Source organism: Photobacterium minamisatsumaniensis, from assembly GCF_050336695.1.
GTDB classification, from domain to species: domain Bacteria; phylum Pseudomonadota; class Gammaproteobacteria; order Enterobacterales; family Vibrionaceae; genus Photobacterium; species Photobacterium minamisatsumaniensis.
The window spans coordinates 121268-142435 of the sequence record NZ_JAKJSI010000020.1 but is presented as its reverse complement, the minus strand read 5'-3'; the positions used below and the strand labels follow the sequence as shown (position 1 = coordinate 142435).

General features: G+C 44.3%; 17 protein-coding genes and 1 riboswitch. Of the genes, 11 read left to right on the top strand and 6 right to left on the bottom strand.

Features of this window, described 5'->3' with window-relative positions; genetic code table 11:
* Positions 1-56: 56 nt before the first annotated feature.
* Complete coding sequence (locus tag L4D78_RS11395; protein ID WP_428467031.1) at positions 57-1925, bottom strand: bifunctional 2',3'-cyclic-nucleotide 2'-phosphodiesterase/3'-nucleotidase; 1869 nt, start codon at positions 1923-1925, stop codon at positions 57-59.
* Positions 1926-1936: 11 nt separating this feature from the next.
* On the bottom strand, positions 1937-2809 hold the full coding sequence (locus tag L4D78_RS11390; protein ID WP_428467040.1) for a LysR family transcriptional regulator: 873 nt from the start codon (positions 2807-2809) through the stop codon (positions 1937-1939).
* Between the two features lie 284 nt (positions 2810-3093).
* Here L4D78_RS11390 and L4D78_RS11385 point away from each other — a divergent pair, with 284 nt between their 5' ends.
* From L4D78_RS11385 to L4D78_RS11350, 8 genes are all read left to right on the top strand, one after another.
* Positions 3094-4305, top strand: coding sequence for an adenosylhomocysteinase (locus L4D78_RS11385; RefSeq protein WP_428467030.1), 1212 nt, complete (start codon positions 3094-3096; stop codon positions 4303-4305).
* 93 nt (positions 4306-4398) lie between these two features.
* Positions 4399-5643 carry a NupC/NupG family nucleoside CNT transporter gene (locus L4D78_RS11380; protein WP_428467029.1) on the top strand — a complete coding sequence of 415 codons (1245 nt, stop codon included), beginning with the start codon at positions 4399-4401 and terminating at the stop codon, positions 5641-5643.
* A gap of 272 nt (positions 5644-5915) precedes the next feature.
* Entirely contained in the window at positions 5916-8342 is a 2427-nt protein-coding gene (locus tag L4D78_RS11375) for a DMSO/selenate family reductase complex A subunit (RefSeq protein WP_428467028.1), read from the top strand.
* A 14-nt stretch (positions 8343-8356) separates the two neighbouring features.
* Positions 8357-8974, top strand: a complete 618-nt coding sequence (locus tag L4D78_RS11370; protein WP_428467027.1) for a DMSO/selenate family reductase complex B subunit — start codon at positions 8357-8359, stop codon at positions 8972-8974.
* Between the two features lie 2 nt (positions 8975-8976).
* Positions 8977-9756, top strand: a complete 780-nt coding sequence (locus L4D78_RS11365) for a dimethyl sulfoxide reductase anchor subunit family protein (protein WP_428467026.1) — start codon at positions 8977-8979, stop codon at positions 9754-9756.
* 381 nt (positions 9757-10137) lie between these two features.
* A riboswitch (Lysine riboswitch) is annotated at positions 10138-10315 on the top strand.
* Positions 10316-10433: 118 nt separating this feature from the next.
* Positions 10434-11930 (top strand): Na+/H+ antiporter NhaC family protein, encoded by a 1497-nt coding sequence (locus L4D78_RS11360; protein WP_428467025.1) that lies wholly within the window; start codon positions 10434-10436, stop codon positions 11928-11930.
* 18 nt (positions 11931-11948) lie between these two features.
* The gene (locus tag L4D78_RS11355; protein ID WP_428467024.1) at positions 11949-13013 is read left to right on the top strand and encodes a saccharopine dehydrogenase; all 1065 of its coding nucleotides are present in this window, start codon (positions 11949-11951) and stop codon (positions 13011-13013) included.
* A 177-nt stretch (positions 13014-13190) separates the two neighbouring features.
* Positions 13191-13955 (top strand): hypothetical protein, encoded by a 765-nt coding sequence (locus tag L4D78_RS11350; protein WP_428467023.1) that lies wholly within the window; start codon positions 13191-13193, stop codon positions 13953-13955.
* 67 nt (positions 13956-14022) lie between these two features.
* Here the strand turns inward: L4D78_RS11350 and L4D78_RS11345 are convergent, their stop codons facing one another.
* Both L4D78_RS11345 and L4D78_RS11340 read right to left on the bottom strand, forming a co-directional pair.
* Positions 14023-15369, bottom strand: coding sequence for a magnesium transporter (locus tag L4D78_RS11345; protein WP_428467022.1), 1347 nt, complete (start codon positions 15367-15369; stop codon positions 14023-14025).
* Between the two features lie 164 nt (positions 15370-15533).
* On the bottom strand, positions 15534-16004 hold the full coding sequence (locus L4D78_RS11340; protein ID WP_428467021.1) for a DoxX family protein: 471 nt from the start codon (positions 16002-16004) through the stop codon (positions 15534-15536).
* 196 nt (positions 16005-16200) lie between these two features.
* On the opposite strand from L4D78_RS11340, the gene L4D78_RS11335 reads away from it, so the two are divergent.
* Positions 16201-16782 carry an HD domain-containing protein gene (locus L4D78_RS11335; protein WP_428467020.1) on the top strand — a complete coding sequence of 194 codons (582 nt, stop codon included), beginning with the start codon at positions 16201-16203 and terminating at the stop codon, positions 16780-16782.
* Here L4D78_RS11335 and L4D78_RS11330 read toward each other — a convergent pair.
* Entirely contained in the window at positions 16779-17693 is a 915-nt protein-coding gene (locus L4D78_RS11330; protein ID WP_428467019.1) for a LysR family transcriptional regulator, read from the bottom strand. The genes L4D78_RS11335 and L4D78_RS11330 overlap by 4 nt on opposite strands.
* Before the next feature lie 103 nt (positions 17694-17796).
* Between L4D78_RS11330 and L4D78_RS11325 the strand changes: the two genes are divergently transcribed.
* On the top strand, positions 17797-18396 hold the full coding sequence (locus tag L4D78_RS11325; protein WP_428467018.1) for a short chain dehydrogenase: 600 nt from the start codon (positions 17797-17799) through the stop codon (positions 18394-18396).
* Between the two features lie 381 nt (positions 18397-18777).
* On the opposite strand, the gene L4D78_RS11320 is transcribed toward L4D78_RS11325, so the two are convergent.
* Entirely contained in the window at positions 18778-19794 is a 1017-nt protein-coding gene (locus L4D78_RS11320; protein WP_428467017.1) for an aldo/keto reductase, read from the bottom strand.
* Between the two features lie 134 nt (positions 19795-19928).
* On the opposite strand from L4D78_RS11320, the gene L4D78_RS11315 reads away from it, so the two are divergent.
* Entirely contained in the window at positions 19929-20816 is an 888-nt protein-coding gene (locus L4D78_RS11315) for a LysR family transcriptional regulator (protein WP_428467016.1), read from the top strand.
* The last annotated feature ends 352 nt before the right edge of the window (positions 20817-21168 follow it).

Below are 21168 nucleotides of genomic sequence, written 5' to 3'. Positions count from 1 at the left end.
CAACGGAAACGGCCTGAGCGGAAAGCTCAGGCCGTTAGCTGGTTAACAACTAACGATTAAAACGTGATGTGATAAACGTTCGAAGTACCGTTATTTTCAGCGTGTTTGAGCTTTAATTCTGAATAGTCAGAAAAGCCTGCCAACTTCTGCTTATTGTTTTTTGCTTCGAAGACATACTCTTTGCCTTTTTCACCCACTAAGCGCCAGTTATCACTCACATTGATATCTTGCTCTGGCTGCGATAGATATGTTTGCAATACATCACGGCTGTTTGGCGAGTCGATATCGATAAAATCACGCCCTCGTTTCATTTCTCGGGCAAAGAACGGTGCGTAGCTGCTGGCGATAATGACAAAGGTATCGTCCGCTGCTACTGGTTTTCCTTGGTAGGTAATATTTTCGACACGTCCGTTACCATCTGCAATCTTGTTACCAAACTGGTTGTAGGTTGATGGCTTGGTGATATTAATGTCGTAATCAATACCGTCAATCACATAGTAAAGAAAAGTCAGAGAATTCGGTTTAACAATCTCGTTGCCTTCATCTGTTGGCTCTGCATACATGGATGCTGACATCTCTAGCCATTCTTTGACTTCTGCGCCTGTTACTTCAAGTGCCGCTAGGGTTGAAGAGTAGACCAATGATGCGATATCACGCTTGTTAATATCCCCTTTTTCAATATCAAGGAAATACGCGGGATCATTGCGGTGGATAGCTGGAGCTGTGGCAGAAATCACTTTGTCTGTTGATTTGATGTATGGCGCTAGGTAGCGCTTTTGTGATTCGCTCACCACTTGGTAGACGGTATCGTTACCCAGTAGGTTGAAGTCATTGCTTAGCGATGTATTGACTTGGCCGATGGTTTTACCAAAATCTTCAATTACTTCGTTGTGCTGTTTAGCGATACACGCTTCAAGCGGTGCTTTTTGCTCGGCAGTTTCTTCAATTTCATTGGCAGAAACAACAAAGGCTTTGCCATTGGTCATTTCCCACTGGTCGTTATTTTTCGTCATTGTGACATCAACAACACCAATGTGATCGCCCCACTTACCTGGTTGTGCGGCAGGTTTTCCTTGAATTAACCCTTGCTCAATATCAACGTCTTTTAAATCAGCATAACGTTCATTGGGGTAGGTGTTATGAGAGTGGCCAAAAAGGATCGCATCAACGTTATCGACGCCAGCCAAGTGCCATACCACGTCCTCCATACCTTCAGTGTAATCATCATCGTTAAGCCCAGAGTGAGCTAAAGCAACCACAATATCGGCACCGGCTTTTTTGGCTTCGTCAGCCCATTTTTCAGCATCAGCCAGTTGATCTGCAATGGTAATTTTGCCTTCAAGGTGCTGTCGGTTTAACTGCATGGTTTGTGGTGGAACAAGGCCGATATAACCAATATTTAGCGTGTGCTCTGTGCCTTGTTCGGACATGACTTTGCGCGGCACAATGAGGTAAGGGTCAAAGTAAGGCTGTTCCCCATCTTCGCGGTAAACGTTAGAGGCAAAGTACGGAAAATTACCGCTGCTGTAACTCAGTTGAAGGTAATCAAGGCCGTAGTCAAAATCGTGGTTACCTGGAACGGCAACATCAAAATCAAGGGCATTCATTGCACAGATGATTGGTGACTGACGCGCATAAGATTCAGGGCTCACTCGCGCGAGGTAATCACCCAAAGGGTTACCAACCAGCAAATCGCCCGTATCGGCAAGGAAGCTATTTTTCACCTCATTGCGATAGTGTTCTATCTCAGCGACCAGCCCGACCAAGCCGTAGTTCTGGCTATTCTGATTATTGTAGTAATCAAACTGGCTAATGTACGAATGGAGATCAGAGGTACCGATAAAGCGAAGTTTGACCTCTTCGCTATGGGCTATCGTACTAAAAGATAGCCCTAAAGTGAGTGCTGAGATAAACGCTGTTTTCATCTTTAGGCCTTTTATGTGCTTGCAAGTAAATCGATAAGTTTTCGAGTTTTTAACGGTATGACGGCATTGTTGGGGTAGACGGCATACAATTCGGTTTTCCATGTAAAATCATTCAGTAGGCTGACGAGCTCACCTGACTGAATATAAGATTCAGTAATGAAATCAAGAGTGGTGGTTATCCCCATACCTTTTAGTGCATACCGAGTAAGTAATGACTCACTCTCTAGTTGCAAAAATGGTGCAATTTCAATTTTTGTTTCTTTACCAGCATCAATAAACATCCACTTATCTTTGGTAAGGCAGTGGGTGTAATTCATACACTTGTGGCTATTTAAATCTGCTGGTTTTTCAGGCGTGCCATAAGCATCTAAATACTCAGGTGAAGCAACGACATAGGTGCTAATGTTTTTGATTTTTTTGCACTTATATGAGCTGTCTTCGAGCGCACCAATTTTCAAAACCAAGTCAACTTGCTCTTGGATCAGATCGCCAATTTGGTTATCAAAAATAATGTCGAGTTCAAGTTCCGGGTAGGTCGATAACAGCTGTGCAAAAGTGTCAGTAATAAAGTCGTCAAACTCTAGAACTGCGGGCATTTTTACTCGCAATTTTCCCCTGACAATGTCTTTGCGCTCATCAATGAAGTCGTAGCATTTATCAACACTGTCAAAAATCTCGGTACATCTTTCATAAAGAAACTGCCCTTCTTCCGTTAGGCTAATTTGCCGCGTTGTCCGTTGGATAAGTGAGCAACGTAATTCATGCTCAAGCTGTTTTACATGTTTACTGATCACTGATTTAGATAAACATAATTTATCAGCCGCGACTGAAAATGAGTTGTTCATGACCACGCTATAAAAGGTCGCGAGTAAGTTCAGATTCATGGTTTTCACCGGTTAGCTCCTTAATGAGTATTTTAAAAGGGAAACGTTTGCTTTTTGGTGATCCTAGTATGATTACTGTTTCCAATATGGAAACTAATAGTTGCTGTATAACGTAATAATCCCTGAAATTAGATGTAAAGTGACATTTTGATGCGAATTCTGTGAAATATCACATTATTTTACACGTAAGGGAAACTATAAGTTCTTAATAAGTTGATTAACGTGCTGCTGTTTATCGGGGATGATTTCGGGGTCTACCAAACGTCCCTATATCAGAGGCCCCAATGGAAAATAATATCCACCCTGAACACGATGTTGCTGATCTCTCTCTTGCGCCGCAAGGCAGTCGCCGAATTGCATGGGCGCGTAATCATATGCCTATCATGCGCAGCATTATTGAGCGCTTTGAGATAGAGAAGCCATTTACTGGTTTAACAATTGGTATTTGCTTGCATGTTGAAGCGAAAACAGGCGTGTGGCTGGAAGCTTTAACCAAAGGTGGTGCGAAGGTTGTGATCACTGGCTCACCAGGCTCAACGCAAGATGAAACCGCTGCCGCTTTGGTCGAAGACTATGGGGTGAGCGTTTATTCTCGTCGTGATGAAAGCTTTGATGACCACATTGATTACTGCCGTAAAGTGCTATCGCATAAGCCGGATATTATTGCTGATAACGGTGCCGATTTGCATGAGCTCATTTTTACAGAAGCAGAGTTTTCTCAGTTTAAGCACTCGCTACTCGGGGCGACAGAAGAAACCACCACTGGTGCCAACCGTCTGCGTGAAGACTTTAATGCCGACCAGTTCAGCACACTGATCATCAATGATACCCAAGCCAAGCGCATTATTGAAAACCGCTTTGGCGTAGGCTCATCGGTGGTTGATGGCATCATGCGTGCCACCAACGTTATGCTGCATGGTAAAAAAGTAGTGGTGATTGGTTATGGTTACTGTGGCTCAGGTACTGCGCAGCGACTTCGCGGAATGGGTGCACATGTAACGGTTGTTGAATCAAACCCATTAACGCTACTTGAAGCACATATGGAAGGCTTCTACACCGCCAAGCTTGAAGATGCATTGCCAAACGCTGACATGATTGTGACCATTACCGGCCGTGATAATGTATTGCGTAAAGAGCATTTTGAATTGATGCGTGATAACACCATCATTGCCAATGCGGGTCATTTTCAGCGCGAAATTAATTTGCCAGATCTAGCAGCAATGAGCGAAAGCCAAGATAAGATCCGTCCGCATGTAACGGCTTACCAGCTGGCTGATAAGCAGTTGTTTGTTTTATCAGATGCAAATTTAGTTAACTTGTCAGCTGGTGACGGTAACCCAATCGAGATTATGGATCTTGGTTTGGCGCTGCAATCATTGAGTTTGGAGCGTATCGCGCTAAATCGCGACTCTCTACAGAATATACCCCAACCAGTGCCCTTCGATATTGAAATGCAAGTTGCAGAGCTGGCTGTGAAGCACTGGATTCAACACTAATTTTATCATCGCCCCGAGTACGCTGTGCTCGGGGCATTTTTATATGTCGAGTAGATAAGTTTCTGCTTATCCACCCTGTACAAGGCCGCCAAAATGGACGCTCTGACTAGTTTACTAGGAATGGTAGCACTGCTTGCTATCGCTGTTTTATTTTCAAAAAATCGCCAAGCAATTAATAAACGTACTGTACTGGGAGCTTTCGCTATCCAGTTTATTATCGGGGCTTTTGTCCTGTTCATTCCGATTGGCAAAGACTTACTCGAAGTCGTTTCCAGCGGGGTCAGCTCGGTGTTGGGGTTCTCCCATGCGGGTATTGAATTTTTGTTTGGCGGTTTAGTCAGCGATAAGATGTTTGAAGTGTTTGGTGGCGGCGGCTTTATTTTTGCCTTGCGAGTGCTGCCAGTTATCGTCTTCTTCTCAGCATTGGTATCGGTCTTGTATTACCTCGGTATCATGCAGATATTCATTCGTGTGTTGGGCGGCGCATTACAAAAGCTCCTTGGAACCAGCAAGAACGAGTCAATGTCTGCAACGGCCAATATTTTTGTCGGTCAAACCGAAGCGCCATTGGTTATCGCACCTTACATTAACCGCCTTAGCCGTTCAGAGCTGTTTGCGGTAATGTGTGGTGGTTTAGCCTCGATTGCTGGCACAGTACTTGGTGGTTTTGCAGCAATGGGGGTTGATATGCAATACCTCATTGCGGCGTCGTTCATGGCAGCCCCTGGTGGCTTGCTGTTTGCCAAAATTTTGGTGCCTGAAACTGAAGACCGTAGTAGCGAAACTGTCGAAGAAGATGTTTCGGTTGAAAAGCCGGCAAACGTTATTGATGCTGCTGCCGCTGGTGCATCAAGTGGTTTAATGTTGGCTTTAAATGTTGGTGCCATGCTGCTAGCGTTTATTGGTCTGATTGCCTTGGTAAACGGCATGTTAGGTGGCGTTGGTAGCTATGTGGGTTTACCTGAACTCTCATTAGAGTACTTATTGGGTTACGTGTTCTACCCTGTGGCAGTGATCATCGGTATTCCATTTGATGAGGCCATGGTGTCGGCATCGTTTATTGGCCAGAAACTGGTATTGAATGAATTCGTCGCTTATGTGAATTTTACAGAATACCTAAAAGTGACTGAATTATCGGCTCGTAGTACTGCCATTATTACTTTTGCTCTATGTGGTTTCGCTAACTTCGCCGCTGCGGCAATGTTACTTGGCGGGCTGGGTACAATGGCACCGAAGCGCCGTCATGAAATTTCGACACTGTGTATGTCAGCAATTTTTGCTGCGACCATGTCTAACTTGATGAGTGCAACTATTGCAGGCTTCTTCTTCTCGTTTTAAATAGTTCATTATCTGCATCATTAAACAGCCCTGCTTATTAGCAGGGCTGTTTTTTTGTAAAACGTATTATTTTAGTTTTCTGTGATAGTTAAAACTAATATTCGTGTTTTCTTGCATTCTTTTAACAAATATTCACGGCTACATGTGATTAAGTTAGCAATCTATTAATAAGCGTGTAGTTGCTGTTCACTTTGTTGATTTCCATCAATTTGTATCAACCCCTTTGAGTCGTAGTCTGTCTGTATTGTTTGTATTTTGCACAGGCGGTGACTATGGAAAGTCAAAAATTACAGGTATTAAAAAATGCGGTTTCACGGCGGGAATTTCTTGGTAAATCGGCAAAGATCAGTGGTATAGCGGCGGTGGCTGCGAGTGTTCCGTTACCTTTTTCTTCGGTTTCTCATGCAACAGAGCCAGACACCCTGTCGGACGATGAAATTCATTACAGCGCATGTCTGGTTAACTGTGGAAGCCGATGCCCACTTAAAGTGCATGTTCGAGATGGCGTTGTAACGCAAATATCCAGTGAAGATGGTTTAGATGATGACATCTTTGGTCAGCATCAAATTCGGCCATGTCTTCGTGGACGTTCAGTTAAGTGGAAAACCTATAGCCCAGATCGCATTAAGTATCCGATGAAGCGAACAGGCAAACGTGGTGACGGTAAATTTAAGCGAATTAGCTGGGATGAAGCGACAACATTAATTGCCGATAAGCTTAAACACACGATTGATACCTACGGTAATGAAGCAATTTACTATCAGTATGGCTCTGGCTCTACAGGTGCCAACTTACAGGGACGTAATGCCAACAAGCGTTTTTTACATACTATTGGTGGGTACCTTGACCAGCATGGTACCTATTCGACGGCACAAATTTCGACGGTTGAACCTTATGTCTATGGTAGTGGACAAGGAAGTTTGATTGCCAATATTGCGCATTCTGATCTGGTGGTGATGTTCTGCCAGAACCTCGCGGAAACTCGGATGTCTGGGGGAGGGCAGATCGCTGAAATTTTTAACGCTCTCGAACAAAGCAACGCAAAAGTTATTATTATCGACCCTCGCATGACCGACAGTACGATTGGCTTTGATGCCGAATGGCTGCCTATCCGACCAGGTACCGATGCAGCATTAGTGGCAGCTATAGGGTATACCTTGATCAATGAAGGACTCGCTGATGATGACTTTATTAATCAATATTGTGTCGGATGGGATGCTTCAACACTACCTGCTTCAGCACCTACCAATGCGTCATATAAAGATTACATCTTGGGGAATGGCCCTGACTCGGTAGCGAAAACGCCGGAATGGGCCAGCCAGATTTGTGGTATTGCGCCCGCTCGGATAAAACAGCTTGCGCGTGAAATGGCGACGGCAAAGGCAGCTTGGATTTCACAAGGCTGGGGGCTTCAGCGTACAGCAAATGGCGAGCAAGCTTCACGTGCGATCATGATGTTACCCGCCATGACCAAGCAGTTTGGTAAGCCTGGTACCAATACGGGTAACTGGGGCAGCAGTGTTAAATATAAGGTGCCAGGTTTTGGTACGGCTAACCCAGTAAAAACTTCGATCCCCTGTTTTCTTTGGACCGATGCGATCACGCGTGGAACAGAGATGACGGCGGAGAACAGTTTTGTTCGTAATAAAGACAAGCTTGATACCAATATCAAATTCTTATGGCATTACGCCAGTAATGTCACCATGAATCAGCACTCAGATTTGAATAAAACACATGAGATCCTTCAAGACGAGTCATTGTGTGAGTTCATTTTGGTCTGGGAACACCACATGACATCGTCTGCTCGCTATGCCGATCTTTTGCTGCCCGATGTCACGACGCTTGAGTCCAATGATTTAATTGATAATTCTTATGCGACGGGGGCTTACCACTATGTCACTCGTTTGCAACAAGCCATTGAGCCACTGTGGGAAAATAGACCTACCTATGATGTGCTGGCCGATGTTGCTCGAAAAATGGGGACCTATGATGCGTTCACTGAAGGACGCTCTTACCCTGAATGGATAGAGCACTGTTACGGACAATTACGCGCGGCGAACCCCCATTTACCATCGTTTAGTGAGACCAATGGAAAAGGCATCATTGATCGCAAACTGGCTGATAGTCTAGATCATATCGCACTTAAAGATTACCGAGATGATCCGGTGGGTAATCCGCTTAACACGCCTTCTGGAAAAATAGAAATGTATTCAGAACGATTAGCGGAGCTGGCGAAAACTTGGGAGCTAACCGATGGTGATCGCATTCCTTCTGTCGCTGAGTATTGTGAAACCTTTGAAGGGCTTGGCGATCGCGAGAGAATGGAACAGTACCCGCTGCAGTTAATAGGTTTCCATACCAAGGGCCGTACACATTCTACTTACCATAATATTCCCCAATTGCGAGAAGCGGTGCGAGATGAAGTGTGGATGAACCCCGTTGATGCTTCCACGCGACAGCTTATGCATGGCGGACAGGTCGAGATATTTAATGACCGAGGCCGAATACAGATGCCCGTGCGGGTGACAAGTCGGATCATGCCTGGCGTTGTTGCGGTACCACAAGGTGCTTGGTACCAGCCGACGGCGAAAGGGGTTGATGTCGGAGGCTGTATTAATACATTGACGACGCAACGACCATCTCCTTTGGCAAAAGGTAACCCACAACATTCCAACTTAGTTGAAATTAAACCGATCTAGGGAGCATGAGTATTATGGCGCAATATGGTTTTTATATTAATTCCGCAAAATGTACCGGCTGTAAAACCTGTTCGGTCAGTTGTAAAGATAAAAAGGATCTCGAAGTAGGCCCAAAGCTACGCCGAGTTTACGAATATGGCGGTGGCACATGGATACAGCGAGACGGCCTGTGGTCACAAGATGTGTATAGCTATTACCTGTCGATTGCTTGTAATCACTGTGATGAGCCAGCCTGTGCGCAAGGTTGTCCAACAGGCGCGATGGCCAAACGGGAAAGTGACGGCCTCGTGGTGGTGGATCAGTCTCGCTGTGTCGGTTGCCGATATTGCGAAATGCGCTGTCCTTATGGCGCACCTCAGTTTGATGCCGAAAAGAAAGTCATGAGCAAGTGTGATGGCTGTTTTGATTTGTTAGAGCAGGGGCGCTCGCCAGTATGTGTTGATGCCTGTCCACAGCGAGCCATTGAGTTTGGCCCGATTGAAGAGCTACGACAGAAATACGGCAACTTTAATGAAGTCGCGCCCTTACCCGGTGCAGCATTAACCAAGCCAAATCTGATCATTCATCCTCATTCGAAAGCAAAACCAAGTGGTGACGGCAATGGGTCTGTCCAAAATAGAGCGGAGGTCTAATTATGCATGAGTTACCTTTAGTCTTTTTCACGGTGCTTGGGCAAACAGCGGTAGGGGCGTATCTGATCTTACTGTTGAGTCAAAAAGCGAATGCCACAAGTGAACAGCAATTATCCCGAAGTTTACTCGTGACCACTTTAATACTCAGTATTGGGATGATCGTGGGGATGTTCCATTTAGGGCACCCTTTGCGCGCATTTAATCTGCTTTCTGGTCTTGGCCGTTCGCCGATGAGTAATGAAATCGTGTTAGGGGGATGTTTTGCCGCCTTTGGCTTACTGGCAGGGCTTGCTGGAAATTATGGCGCGGGAACCGCTAAACAGCGTTTAGTATTACGTTGGGTGGGGGCATTGTTTGCCATAGCGTTTGTTGTGATGATCCCATCAGTGTATCAACTGAGTACTGTCGCGACATGGGATACACCACATACCACGTTCCAAATGCTAATAACGGTACTCATTACCGGCGGTGGGTTAGCGGCCGTTATTGGGGCATACCGACAAGGTATGGTTGTTTGTATCGTGGCGACCCTTGCTGCTTTGGTTATGCGTTCAGATTACCTGACCTTTGTGACCAGTGTTAATCCGATATTATCCAGTCAGCAAAGCAGTTTATGGCTAATCCAGTCGGTTGCACTTTGTATCGGTATTAGTGTTGCAATTTATGGCATGTTGAAACACAACACAAGTAAACCTGTTTTATGGTCGGTATGTGGTTTGTTGGTGGTTGGGGAACTAGTCGGGCGAATTTCGTTTTACAATCTTTGGTCGCTGACAATGTAATATTGAAAATAAAGTAGCCACTGTTCAGTGCCGTTCATTTTAGATGAGCGGCATTTTTAATAATTGTACAAGCGATAACCTCACCGCGAATGAATGTGTTTCTTTGCTTTTGCGTAGTTATGCTTGCAGGTTGTAATGCTACAACGATTAAGTAATAGAATTCTTTTTCGGTGCTTAATTGAAAGGGAATTTAAAGTGATGAGTATTTACTCTATGTGTCGTTGTTTGATATTAAAAAGTAACCATTTAGATTGATTTTTGTTGGGTATTTGTTTGCTTAAATATTTTTGGTGATATTGATCACACTTATCGAGCATGGTGATTCGAATTAGAGAGATGTATGTTTTATTCATTATATAGCAGGACATTATTCAGTCTTTGCTTGAAAGTAGAGGCGCATTGCCTATGAGTAATTTAGTGAAGGCCGACAGCCAGTGAAGCTAAATGAAAGGAGTCAGTGCCGAAGTAGTCGAGGTTGTCATCCTTGCTGCTGGGGTTGTTCTTAAGAGGAATAACACTGTCATCTCAGCCAGATCTGAGATGGGGAGCTACAACAAATTTGATATTAGAAACGAACGAACTATCGCTCCTATCTTGTAAAGCCTTTGTCTGTAAAACACTCCTGAACACCCTTCCTCTTTATCATTTTGATATCGTTTTACAGGAGAAATTTACGTATGGCTGATTACGGATTATTGTCCATCGTACCTGCCGTGTTAGCGCTTATACTCGCTTTTACCACTCGGCATGTTGTTTTAGCTTTAGGTGTTGCGGTAATAAGTGGCATGCTGATCCTTACCAAAGGTCACCCCGTTGATACCGCCCTGATGTTTTTGACGGATGGACCGTTTACCCAACTAGCCCAAACCAGTAATGCGCAAATTATTATTGTTATTACTATCATTTCAGGTTTTATTTATTTGGTTGAACAAAGTGGTGGCATGTCAGCTTTTTCAACTACGGCGACCCGTTATGTTTCATCGCCGATAAAGGCGCAACTCGCGACGTGGGCGACGGGTATCGGTATATTTTTTACCGACTCAGGTAACTCGCTCATTTTAGGCCCGATGTTTGCGCCGATTTATCAAAAGCTGAAACTGAGCAAAGAGAAGCTGGCTTTTATTATTGACTCAACGTCATCTCCGATTTGTGTATTGATCCCGATTATTAGCTGGGGTGTCTATTCACAAGGCTTAATTGAAAATGCTTTTGAAAATATGGGGCAGCCCGTCGATGGCTTTTCTACCTTCTTGCAGGTTATTCCTTATCAGCTTTATGCCTTGCTTGCGCTGTTCAGTGTGCCTGTTTACGCGGTTCTGAAAAAAGATTGGGGGCCAATGGCTGATGCAGAGTTCAAGGCTCAACAAAGTACCGAGACTATCATTGAGCCAGCAAACGCAAGCGCGGTTAAATCAGCTTCTATCTCGCTGATCCTGTTCCCGCTATCAGTGCTGTTTGGTTCTCTAATCGTGCTGTTTATCTATAACTATCACTTACATGGTGGGATTAGCGGGCCAGTGATCCGTACGACCTTAGGCACGAGTTATTTGATTGCATCCATTACCGCGATTATTTATTACGCCTATACCAAAACCATGACCGCATCAGCAGCTTTTAATACTTTTGTCGCGGGTATGCAGCGTATCATGCTAATTTTGATCATCTTGCTACTGGCATGGACGCTAGGCGATATTTGTAAATCACTAGGGACTGGCGATTATATTAGCCAAGTAATGAATGACCGTTTACCGGTATTCTTGTTACCCGCTCTGATTTTTATTATCGGTAGTTTTATATCAGTGGCAACAGGCTCGTCATGGGGCACATTTGCCATTTTGATCCCGATTGCCGTGCCTGTCGCAAGTGCATTAGGTGCCGACCCTCTGATTTGTATTGGCGCAGCGCTGAGTGGCGGTATGCTAGGTGATCATTCTTCGCCGATTTCAGACACGACTATTTTGAGTTCAATGTCGACTGGCTGTGATCATGTATCTCATGTCCGTACCCAGTTCCCCTATGCCATTTTGACAGGTGTAACAGCAAGCCTTGGTTTTATGGTTGCAGAAATTACCCGTAGCCCATACACCATTATCTTGGCCGGGTTGTTACAAGTTGCACTTATTACATTGATGGTGCGTCGTCAGGCTGCAAATAGCCCTGCAGTACCCGCTTAAAATTAAAAAGGAATTATCATGAAAACGCTATTTTGGCTCCGAGATGAAGTAAAAGTTGGTGAGCACCGTACTGCGCTTACACCGAGTGGTGCACGAGATTTGATTGCTGCGGGTGCGAACGTAACCGTCGAACGGAGTACGACCCGTATCTTTACCGATCAGGCTTATGTCGATGTTGGCTGTGAGCTTGCAGAGGCTCATAGTTGGGTCGAGGCACCTGAGCATGCCTACATTCTGGGCCTTAAAGAGTTAGCGGAAGCCGATTTTGCACTTAAGCATCAGCATATTTACTTTGCCCATGCGTTTAAAGGCCAAGATGAAGCTCGCCAGATTTTATCTCGTTTCCAGGCTGGTGGCGGCCAGATCCTCGATCTGGAGTTTTTGCAAGATGAACTTGGCAGACGAGTCAGTGCTTTTGGTTACTGGGCAGGCTACGTGGGTGCGGCAATTGGCCTATCTGGTTTCATTCATCATTTACAGTGTAAAGGTGTTTATCCTGCGGTGAGTAGTTACCCTGATCGCTCCGAGTACCTCACTGTTCTTCGTGAGCAAGTTGCTAGTTTGTCAGAGCAGCCACGTGTGTTGGTGATTGGCCAGTTTGGTCGCTGTGGTCGTGGTGCGCTGGATCTCTTTGCTGACCTTGGTATTGCCGCTGATGGATGGGATATTGAAGAAACCAAAGCGGGTGGACCGTTTAAGGCGATTAACGACTACGACATTCTGGTCAACTGCGCTTATCTTGCCGAAGGCACACCTCCGTTTATCACCAAAGATAGCTTGGGTGCATCACCACGCTTGAGCATGATCAGTGATGTGAGTTGTGATCCGAATAATCCGGATAATCCAATTCGTATATACAGCCAATGTACCAAATTGACAAAACCGATCATTGAGTCAGATGTTACCGGTATCCGTGTACAGGCTGTTGACCATTTGCCAACCGTATTACCAAAAGAAAGTAGCGAAGATTTTGCTGGGCAATTATTGCCGCACTTATTGACCTTGTGTAAAGGTGAAGACCCACAAGGCGTATGGGCAAGGGCTCGCGACTTTTACTCATCAGCGTTGACGAGCGTCTTATAATTACGGATTGATTGAAAATAGAATCCGAGTGTATTTAATACACTCGGATTTTTTTATGCCTAGTGAAATGCTTTTTATTGTTTTATATCATTAATTTATATTTGGAATTCTTAATAATCATGGTGTGAATTGGTTGTTATTTACATTGAAGTTCAATAAATACCTTAAAGGATAATAATGAAAGCGATACATGGTTTGATGCTTTTAGCGGGTACTCTGGCGCTAAGCGGTTGTGAGTTAGAGAATGATAAAAAAAAGTCGCTGAGTGAAAATGAAATTAAGAAGTACATATCGGCCTCTAACATAAACCCTAGTTATGTCGGTATGGCACCAAGACAAAACACAAGAACCGTTCGGTTTGATACTACATCGCAGATCCCAATTTATTATGTGGTTAATGGCGGGGGCAGTGTACCTAAAGAGATTTTAAGTGGGGTGCAAAACCTTGAAAATCTCCTTGGCAACGTGTTTGGTGATTTTCAAGTTATCGACGATGATTTATCCATGTATCGTGATGAGAGTAAACCAGGTAATCAACCTGATTATTCTCACTCGATAGAAGATTTTTATAACCGCCATGGGATTGATTACGGCCTTATATTCTCGGTTGGTACGGCATTCTGGGATCCTGCTATGGAAAGTAAGCCAGGAAGCATGTGTGCCAATGCAGGTCAGGCTCCTTATAATGGAGGTTTGTATGTTCGTTATGATGAAGTGAGTGGGTATTATAGTGATACACACAAGGCGTGGGTTAACCTCGGGAATGGTTCATGTTCTTGGGATACTGATATCGTGAAACATGAAATTGCGCATAATTTGGGACTGTTTAACCATTTTTCTCCGTATTTTGGTAAGTGGTCACAAGGCGCTGAGCAAGTGCTCCGTAATCTTTATAGTAATCCGGCGAACCTATCACCAGATGATATGGTAATTACGCGTTAATAATATTCCGCCTGAATAAACAGGTAAAAGCCGAGTGTATTGATGACACTCGGCTTTTTTGTTGGTGTTAGATAAGTAATAGCTTGGCGGTACCGAGGAAAGCGAAGAAGCCCACCACATCGGTGACCGTTGTCAGAATAACCGAGCCAGCCAAAGCTGGGTCGAGTTTGAGTTTTTCCAGCGCAACGGGGATCAGAACGCCAAATAGGGCGGCGGTAATAATATTCACCACAATCCCAACCGCAATGATGATGCCAATAGTGGGTGATTGAAACCATAGGCCTGCCATCAGTCCTATTAATACCGCCCATAGCACGCCGTTGAGAAAGCCTATCCCAAATTCGTTTCGCAGTAATGACCAGCGGTTACCCGCAGTGACTTGGTTTAGTGCCATACCACGGATCATCAAGGTTAAGGTTTGGCTACCCGCAATGCCACCCATCGAAGCGACAATGGGCATTAAGATCGCGAGTGCTACGACTTGAGCGATGACATCTTCAAACAAGCTGATGGTCATCGACGCAAGCACCGCAGTCATGAGGTTGATCCCCAGCCATACCGCACGCCTTTTGGCACTTTTGGTTATAGGGGCGAATAAGTCATCCTCTTCACTCATACCCGCATTGGCCATTAAGGTGCTTTCATAACTCTCACGCATTAAGTCAAGTGCAAGGTGGAGGTCAATTTCTCCCACTAAGGCTAGGTTCTCATCGACGATAGGTAAGCCAATGCGCTGGCTGTGCTCTATCGCTTCAACGGCTTCTGCTAACGAGGCGTCATCTTCTAAAACCAAGCATTCAGTGTCGGCAATATTACTGAGCTTTTGGTGTGGCTCTGCTTCTATTAACTGCTGGTAGTTGATTGCCCCCACAAACTTTTTACTGCGAGTAACTACATAGATAGAGGCTGGATATTGGAAGCCATAACGTTCAAGTAATACTTTGGCTCGTTTAACCGAGATCCCCTGAGGCAATGAGATGACCTTCGGATTGGCATAACGGCCGATTTGGTCTTCGCTGTATTGGTTTGCGCGATCAAACAGTTCGAGATCTTCTTTACTCAGCAGCTCAATGGCGCGTTCAATGATTTCTTCTGGTAGCGAGTCTGCCCACTCTATCAATGACAAGTTATCGAGCTTGGCGAGGACGAGATCGAGTTCAGCTTCACTGAGCGATTGGATCACCCACTCACGTGTATCGGCGCGCATTGCCGTTAACACGTCAACATGGTCGTTCAGTGGTAGTTGGCGCCAAAGTTCCATACGCTGGTCGAGGGGAAGGGCTTCGAATAGGGTTGCGAATGCCCCAGCTTCCAGCTGTTGGATTTCTGGCTCATTAAAGATCTGGCGCTGTAAATCGGTATCGGCGGCAGAGATTCGTTCTATTAGCAGGCTTAAGTCGATGGTGTTGCTCATGCAGTTTTCCTTGTTGCGAACGCAAGCAGCTAGCAATTCTTCAAGTTTCTTTTTTTCATTATTGAAATGCTAAGAGTATGGTTTTATGAGCAAAATAAAAAGCCAGAATAAGCATATTCTGGCTTTCATTTATACAAGGGGGAGGGGAGGTAGTCGATAACGGCTTAAATGATTGCTGCAGAGCCTTGCTGGTGGCGTTTTTGTAGTAACAGATTATCAAGCCCTAGCTTACCTGCGCCTGATACCGCCAATGAAATCGACATCGCCAACAGCGCCAAGCCAAACTCATAGCCGCCGTTAGACATGAATAAACCGTTATCAAGGTGTACGGTAACGATAGCAATAACCATGGTTACAGCCAATACCAATGCGGTAGGGCGAGTTAGCAAGCCAACTAGAATAAATAGACCACCAAAGAATTCGGCACCACCAGCCATCAGTGCCATCAGAAATCCTGGCTCAAGACCAATGGATGCCATCCACTTGCCTGTGCCTTCAAGACCATGACCACCAAACCAGCCAAATAACTTTTGAGCGCCGTGCGCCATGAAGATGATACCAGCAGGGATGCGTAACATCAGTGGTGACCATGATGGCGCGGATGAAAGTGTCTGTTTAACCAATGTATTGCTCATAACGTTTTCCTTTTGGGCCGAACTCGTCCATAAGTGCAGACGGCGATTAAAAGTAGTGTTTCTGTATTATTTAAAGCTAGTGTAAGAAGGTGGCGATGAAATGAACATCACCTGATGTTGAGTATGTTGTTCTAAATATTCGAATGAACCTTTACACTGATTTAAATTCATTGACTTATGAGCTTATGGAGTGGCGATGAACAGTAAAGATAGGCACGGAATATTGGCGTTTTTACGTCACGCTGAACAATTAAAAAATACGCTGAGAAATGCTTATACCAGTGATGGCCGTCAGGAGAGTACAGCAGAGCATACGTGGCGGTTGTGCTTGATGGTAATGGTGTTTGAAGATGCATTACCAGACATTGATCACTCGCGGTTGATGAAGATGTGTGTGATCCATGATTTGGGTGAGGCGATTTCAGGAGATATTGCTGCGGTTGACCAAGACCCAAACATTGATAAGTCGCTGCAAGAGCGTGAGGATTTATTGACTCTGATGAAGCCACTCCCCAACTATTTGCAAGCAGAGATGTTAGAGCTGTGGGATGAATATGAACAGGCTGAGAGCCCCGAAGCGAAAATAGCGAAGGGGTTAGATAAGCTGGAAACAATGATCCAGCATAATCAGGGGCTGAATGCAGTCGATCTCGATTATGATTTTAACTTGAGTTATGGCAAGCAATATACCGATCAATCACCACTGTTGGCTGCAATCCGGGATATCGTGGATGAAGATACCCAGCGGCATGCGACTCGCCAACGAGTTAACCGTTAATCTCTGCTGCTTCGACTGATGGGGGAAGAGTTTATAACATGTTGGGTAAAGGCTTTGATTACAGGGTTCGCGAGTCGGTTAGCAGGGTAGACCAGCGAAACAGGTAAAGCTTCCAAGCAAAAGTCATTGAGAACAGTGACTAATTGGCCACTATCAAGGTAGGGCTGTACGATGAACCTTGGTAATTGTGCAAAGCCATGGCCGAGAGTCGCAAACTCGGCAACGAGATCCCCTTGGTTTACTTCAAGTACTGTGTTGATGCTAATTTGGTGCTCTTTACGATTATCCAGATATTTCCACTTACCAGGCTGACGATTTGAACTATCAGCAATACAAGGCAGGGTCATGAAATCCTTTGGGTCTGAAGGTAGGCCGTGTTGCTGGATCAGGGCTGGACTTGCAACAAATAGAATTTCCATTCGATCAATCTTTCTTGCTACCAATGATGAATCTGCCAGCTCTCCAACTCGCACAGCAATATCAACGCCTTCTTCGACTAAATTGACATAGCGGTTCACCAATAACCAAGACAGGGTGACATCTGGGTGCTGATTTAAGAATTCACTGATCTGTTTTTGTACTCCGAGTCGGCCAGAATTAGCGGGTGCCGTAAGCCTTAGGTGTCCGGCAATACGTTGCTGTCTTTCATAGGCACCGGCTTCAAGCGCATCGAGCTTGGCGATAACGGCTTTGAACTCATCAAGATAGTATTGACCTTCTGCGGTTAGATTCATGGCGCGGGTGGTACGGTAGAGTAATTGGCAATTAAAGTGTTTTTCAAGATCGCTCACCTGTCTGCTGACAGCAGAAGTGACGATATTCAGCTGCCTTGAGGCCACGCTAAAACTATTACACTCGACGACCGTAAGAAAAGTGCGCATGGCTTTGAACAGGTCTATTTTTCTTTCCATGAGAAAAGTGATTTCTATTTGAGGTTGTTTTTCTATTTTAAGCACAAAGATAAGCTATATCCAGCGTCACAAAATGACAAAACAGATGACTTTGGAGCTCAACATGAAAATACTTCTTATCGGCGGCAACGGGACGATTGGCAAGGCTGTGGCAGAATGTTTATCGAATCAGCATGAATTAGTGATTGCTGGATTTTCTTCTGGTGATGTGAGCGTCGACTTAGCTTCTGCAGAGTCAATTCGTAAGATGTTTGAACTCGTTGGTCGGGTCGACGCGGTGATTTCTACCGCAGGCCAAGCGAGCTTTGCACCATTGCATGCACTATCCGATGATGATTACCAACTTGCGCTGCAAAATAAATTAATGGGGCAGGTGAATCTGGTGCGTATCGGCCGTGAATATGTGACTAAGAATGGGGCCATTATTCTGACTTCTGGTGTGCTGTCTCGTCAGCCGATACCGGGTAGCGCAGCAATCAGTATGGCTAACGGAGCACTGGAAAGTTATGTAAAAGCAGCAGCTTTGGAGTTAGATGAACTAAAATTAAATGTAGTTGCGCCAGTGTTCGTTAAGGAAACAATGGCTATGATGGGTATGGATACAGAAAGTGGTGTTTCCGCTTCCGATACGGCGAAAGCTTATGTCGCAGCGGTTGAAGGCGATATGCATGGGCAGACGCTCGACATCACTGACTATATCTAATATCTATCTGTTTTAGTTACAGGTCATCTTCTTGTGTATTGATAGGAGTGACCGCCAACTTATATCGATAGGTATAAGTTTGACTCGCTAATTGTGTCTTTCTTTTAGACATACTTTTTCGCTCAGCGTTATGCTGGGCTTTTTTGTATCTATTGAAAATGGAATTCACGGCGGCAGGCATTAAACATTGAAAAGTCAGGGGCTCTAGAGTGGTTTCTATTATATGCCGAAACAATCAATTTCGTTCAGCCTGCCAGATGAAAGCGTGCGAGCACGATAATGAACATTTTCGAGTTTCGAACTAAAAGTGATACCAAGCATTTAGCTAACATTTTTATGTCAAATAAGCTGATTACTATAGAGTTCAAATTTAGACGAAAACTACGGCTCTAGGATTGTTCTTATTCGAATGAGTTCATCTTCGGTAAAATCACTACGCTCCAAAGCTGCGACATTTTCAGATAACTGCTTCACACTGCTTGCACCGATCAATACTGACGTGACTCGCGTGTCATTAAGCAACCAAGCTAATGACATCTGCGCCAGTGATTGGCCTCGCGATAGTGCAATATCAGACAGCGCTGAAATGATTGGGCGTTGCTGCTTCAATAACTGATGGTCAAAATATGAAATATCATTATTTGCACGGCTTTGTTCCGGTAACCCTTGTAGATATTTATTCGTTAACGCACCTTGAGCTAATGGTGAGAATGCGATCATCCCTACCTGCTCTTCACCCAACACCTGCAATAAGCCATCTTCGACTTTTCTTTCAAGCATCGAATACTCTGATTGCTGTAGTAGGCAAGGCGTACCTAGAGCTTCGAATACCGCAAGGGCTTGTCGCGTCTCTTCCGCATTGTAGTTTGATAGCCCAATATATAACGCTTTACCTTGTCGGACTAATGTGTCCAGAGCCATGGCGGTCTCTTCTATAGGCGTCTCCGGATCTGGACGATGGTGATAAAAAATATCCACATAATCTAACTTCATTCTTTTTAAGGATTGATCGAGGCTCGAGATGAGATACTTACGAGATCCGCCATTACCGTATGGACCAGGCCACATATCGTAGCCCGCTTTAGTTGAAATGAACATTTCATCTCGATATGCTTCAAAATCGAGCTTAAAAAGTTGACCAAATGTTTCTTCGGCTGCGCCGTAAGGAGGACCATAATTGTTCGCTAAATCAAAATGAGTAATACCTAAATCAAAGGCCGTTCGTATGATCTCACGAGAACTTCCAAAGCGATCGTATTGACTGAAGTTGTGCCATAGGCCAAGTGAAAATGCTGGGAGTTTAATCCCGCTGTTTCCACAACGGCGATATAACATATCATCATAGCGCTTCGTATCTGCCACATATGTTTCAAATGGAGCTTTATCATTAATCTTCATACACCCTTCCTCAATAGTAACTGTCCCTCTTTGTCATAAATACTACAGAACGAATTTGTCATAAAAAATAGAACAAAAACAAATTCATTGATTGATATATAATACAATCATTACTCAAGTGGCCTGAGCCCATTATGAAAGAACACAAGAAATTTGAACGCTTAATGCTGTTTAGTGAAGTTGCTCAACAGCTGAGTTTCACCACTGCAGCCAAGAAATTGAAGATCTCTAGAGGACACCTTTCTACTCAAATTAGCTTGCTAGAGAAAGAGATGGCCGTCGTCTTGTTTATTCGTTCCACTCGTTCGGTGCGTTTGACTCAAGAGGGTCAGAGGGTGCTTGAAGGGATGAAGAAAGTTCACATGACTTTGCTTGAAATAGATAGGAATAGTGCTATTGGTTGCTCTCCTGTTGAAGGGTTGATAAAAATCACTGCGCCAGTGCTATTTTCACAAGCTTTTTTGCTCGATATTATGACTCTGTTTCGCAAACAGTATCCTAAAGTGACGTTTTTTGTTGATTCAAGTTATAACCGGTTCGATTTATTGGAAAATGATTTTGATTTAGCGTTTCGTTCGACCAAGCAGCCTCCAGAGAATATGATTGCAAAAAAGCTCCTTAGCTATAAACGTAAATGTTACGCATCGCCTTCTTATCTCAATAGAGAAGGTTACCCTCAAACGCCTGAAAACTTAAGCGAACACCATTGCTTATCTGATAAAGGCAGGACGTATTGGTCATTCGACCATATGGAAGTTCCCATCAACAGTTGGCTTGAAATGAACGACAACGTTCAATTGAAAAGTATGGCAATTTTAGGGCAAGGAATAATAAATATTGCTGAGTACGCGGTATCTAAAGAAACCAAAGATAAACAACTTGTGCCTGTTTTAGAGCAATATAACTCTGACTCGCACTCTTTATATTTACTTCACCCTCATTTAGCACACCGCCCAAATAGAATTTCTCGCTTCATTCAATTTGTGCAAGAGTACTTAGCGAAAGTGTATACATCGAACTAGAACTACACATTAGCGATCTTGTTTCGACAACGTTAACATCGAGCAAGGTTTCAATTAGCAATATACGGGTTAGGTTAAGTACGTTTGTCCCTGACAATCAAAAGGCAAGACTACCCCCCTTCAGCGTATAGCCTTAATCATAAGTCCACTGAATTAGTTCCAATCAAAACATTGTGTGAAGTCATCTCAAAGTCACTTGTTTTGTGTTAGGTTATTCGCTTGGGATTAGATGAGGAAACATCAAATAGGCCTAAATAAGGTCATGGGATGAGACCCATTATTTGTATGGTATTTGCACTTTAATCAGTACTTAATTCGACATGGAGTTGGTCGTTGTATTCGTTTATTCGAA

Bases quoted from the DNA above. Each gene is read 5' to 3' on its own strand.
- L4D78_RS11315 (WP_428467016.1), top strand. From the start codon at position 19,929: ATGAAAGAACACAAGAAATTTGAACGCTTAATGCTGTTTAGTGAAGTT.
- L4D78_RS11375 (WP_428467028.1), top strand. From the start codon at position 5,916: ATGGAAAGTCAAAAATTACAGGTATTAAAAAATGCGGTTTCACGGCGG.
- L4D78_RS11380 (WP_428467029.1), top strand. From the start codon at position 4,399: ATGGACGCTCTGACTAGTTTACTAGGAATGGTAGCACTGCTTGCTATC.
- L4D78_RS11335 (WP_428467020.1), top strand. From the start codon at position 16,201: ATGAACAGTAAAGATAGGCACGGAATATTGGCGTTTTTACGTCACGCT.
- L4D78_RS11370 (WP_428467027.1), top strand. From the start codon at position 8,357: ATGGCGCAATATGGTTTTTATATTAATTCCGCAAAATGTACCGGCTGT.
- L4D78_RS11395 (WP_428467031.1), bottom strand. From the start codon at position 1,925: ATGAAAACAGCGTTTATCTCAGCACTCACTTTAGGGCTATCTTTTAGT.
- L4D78_RS11385 (WP_428467030.1), top strand. From the start codon at position 3,094: ATGGAAAATAATATCCACCCTGAACACGATGTTGCTGATCTCTCTCTT.
- L4D78_RS11390 (WP_428467040.1), bottom strand. From the start codon at position 2,809: ATGAATCTGAACTTACTCGCGACCTTTTATAGCGTGGTCATGAACAAC.
- L4D78_RS11340 (WP_428467021.1), bottom strand. From the start codon at position 16,004: ATGAGCAATACATTGGTTAAACAGACACTTTCATCCGCGCCATCATGG.
- L4D78_RS11330 (WP_428467019.1), bottom strand. From the start codon at position 17,693: ATGGAAAGAAAAATAGACCTGTTCAAAGCCATGCGCACTTTTCTTACG.
- L4D78_RS11320 (WP_428467017.1), bottom strand. From the start codon at position 19,794: ATGAAGATTAATGATAAAGCTCCATTTGAAACATATGTGGCAGATACG.
- L4D78_RS11325 (WP_428467018.1), top strand. From the start codon at position 17,797: ATGAAAATACTTCTTATCGGCGGCAACGGGACGATTGGCAAGGCTGTG.
- L4D78_RS11355 (WP_428467024.1), top strand. From the start codon at position 11,949: ATGAAAACGCTATTTTGGCTCCGAGATGAAGTAAAAGTTGGTGAGCAC.
- L4D78_RS11360 (WP_428467025.1), top strand. From the start codon at position 10,434: ATGGCTGATTACGGATTATTGTCCATCGTACCTGCCGTGTTAGCGCTT.
- L4D78_RS11345 (WP_428467022.1), bottom strand. From the start codon at position 15,369: ATGAGCAACACCATCGACTTAAGCCTGCTAATAGAACGAATCTCTGCC.
- L4D78_RS11350 (WP_428467023.1), top strand. From the start codon at position 13,191: ATGAAAGCGATACATGGTTTGATGCTTTTAGCGGGTACTCTGGCGCTA.
- L4D78_RS11365 (WP_428467026.1), top strand. From the start codon at position 8,977: ATGCATGAGTTACCTTTAGTCTTTTTCACGGTGCTTGGGCAAACAGCG.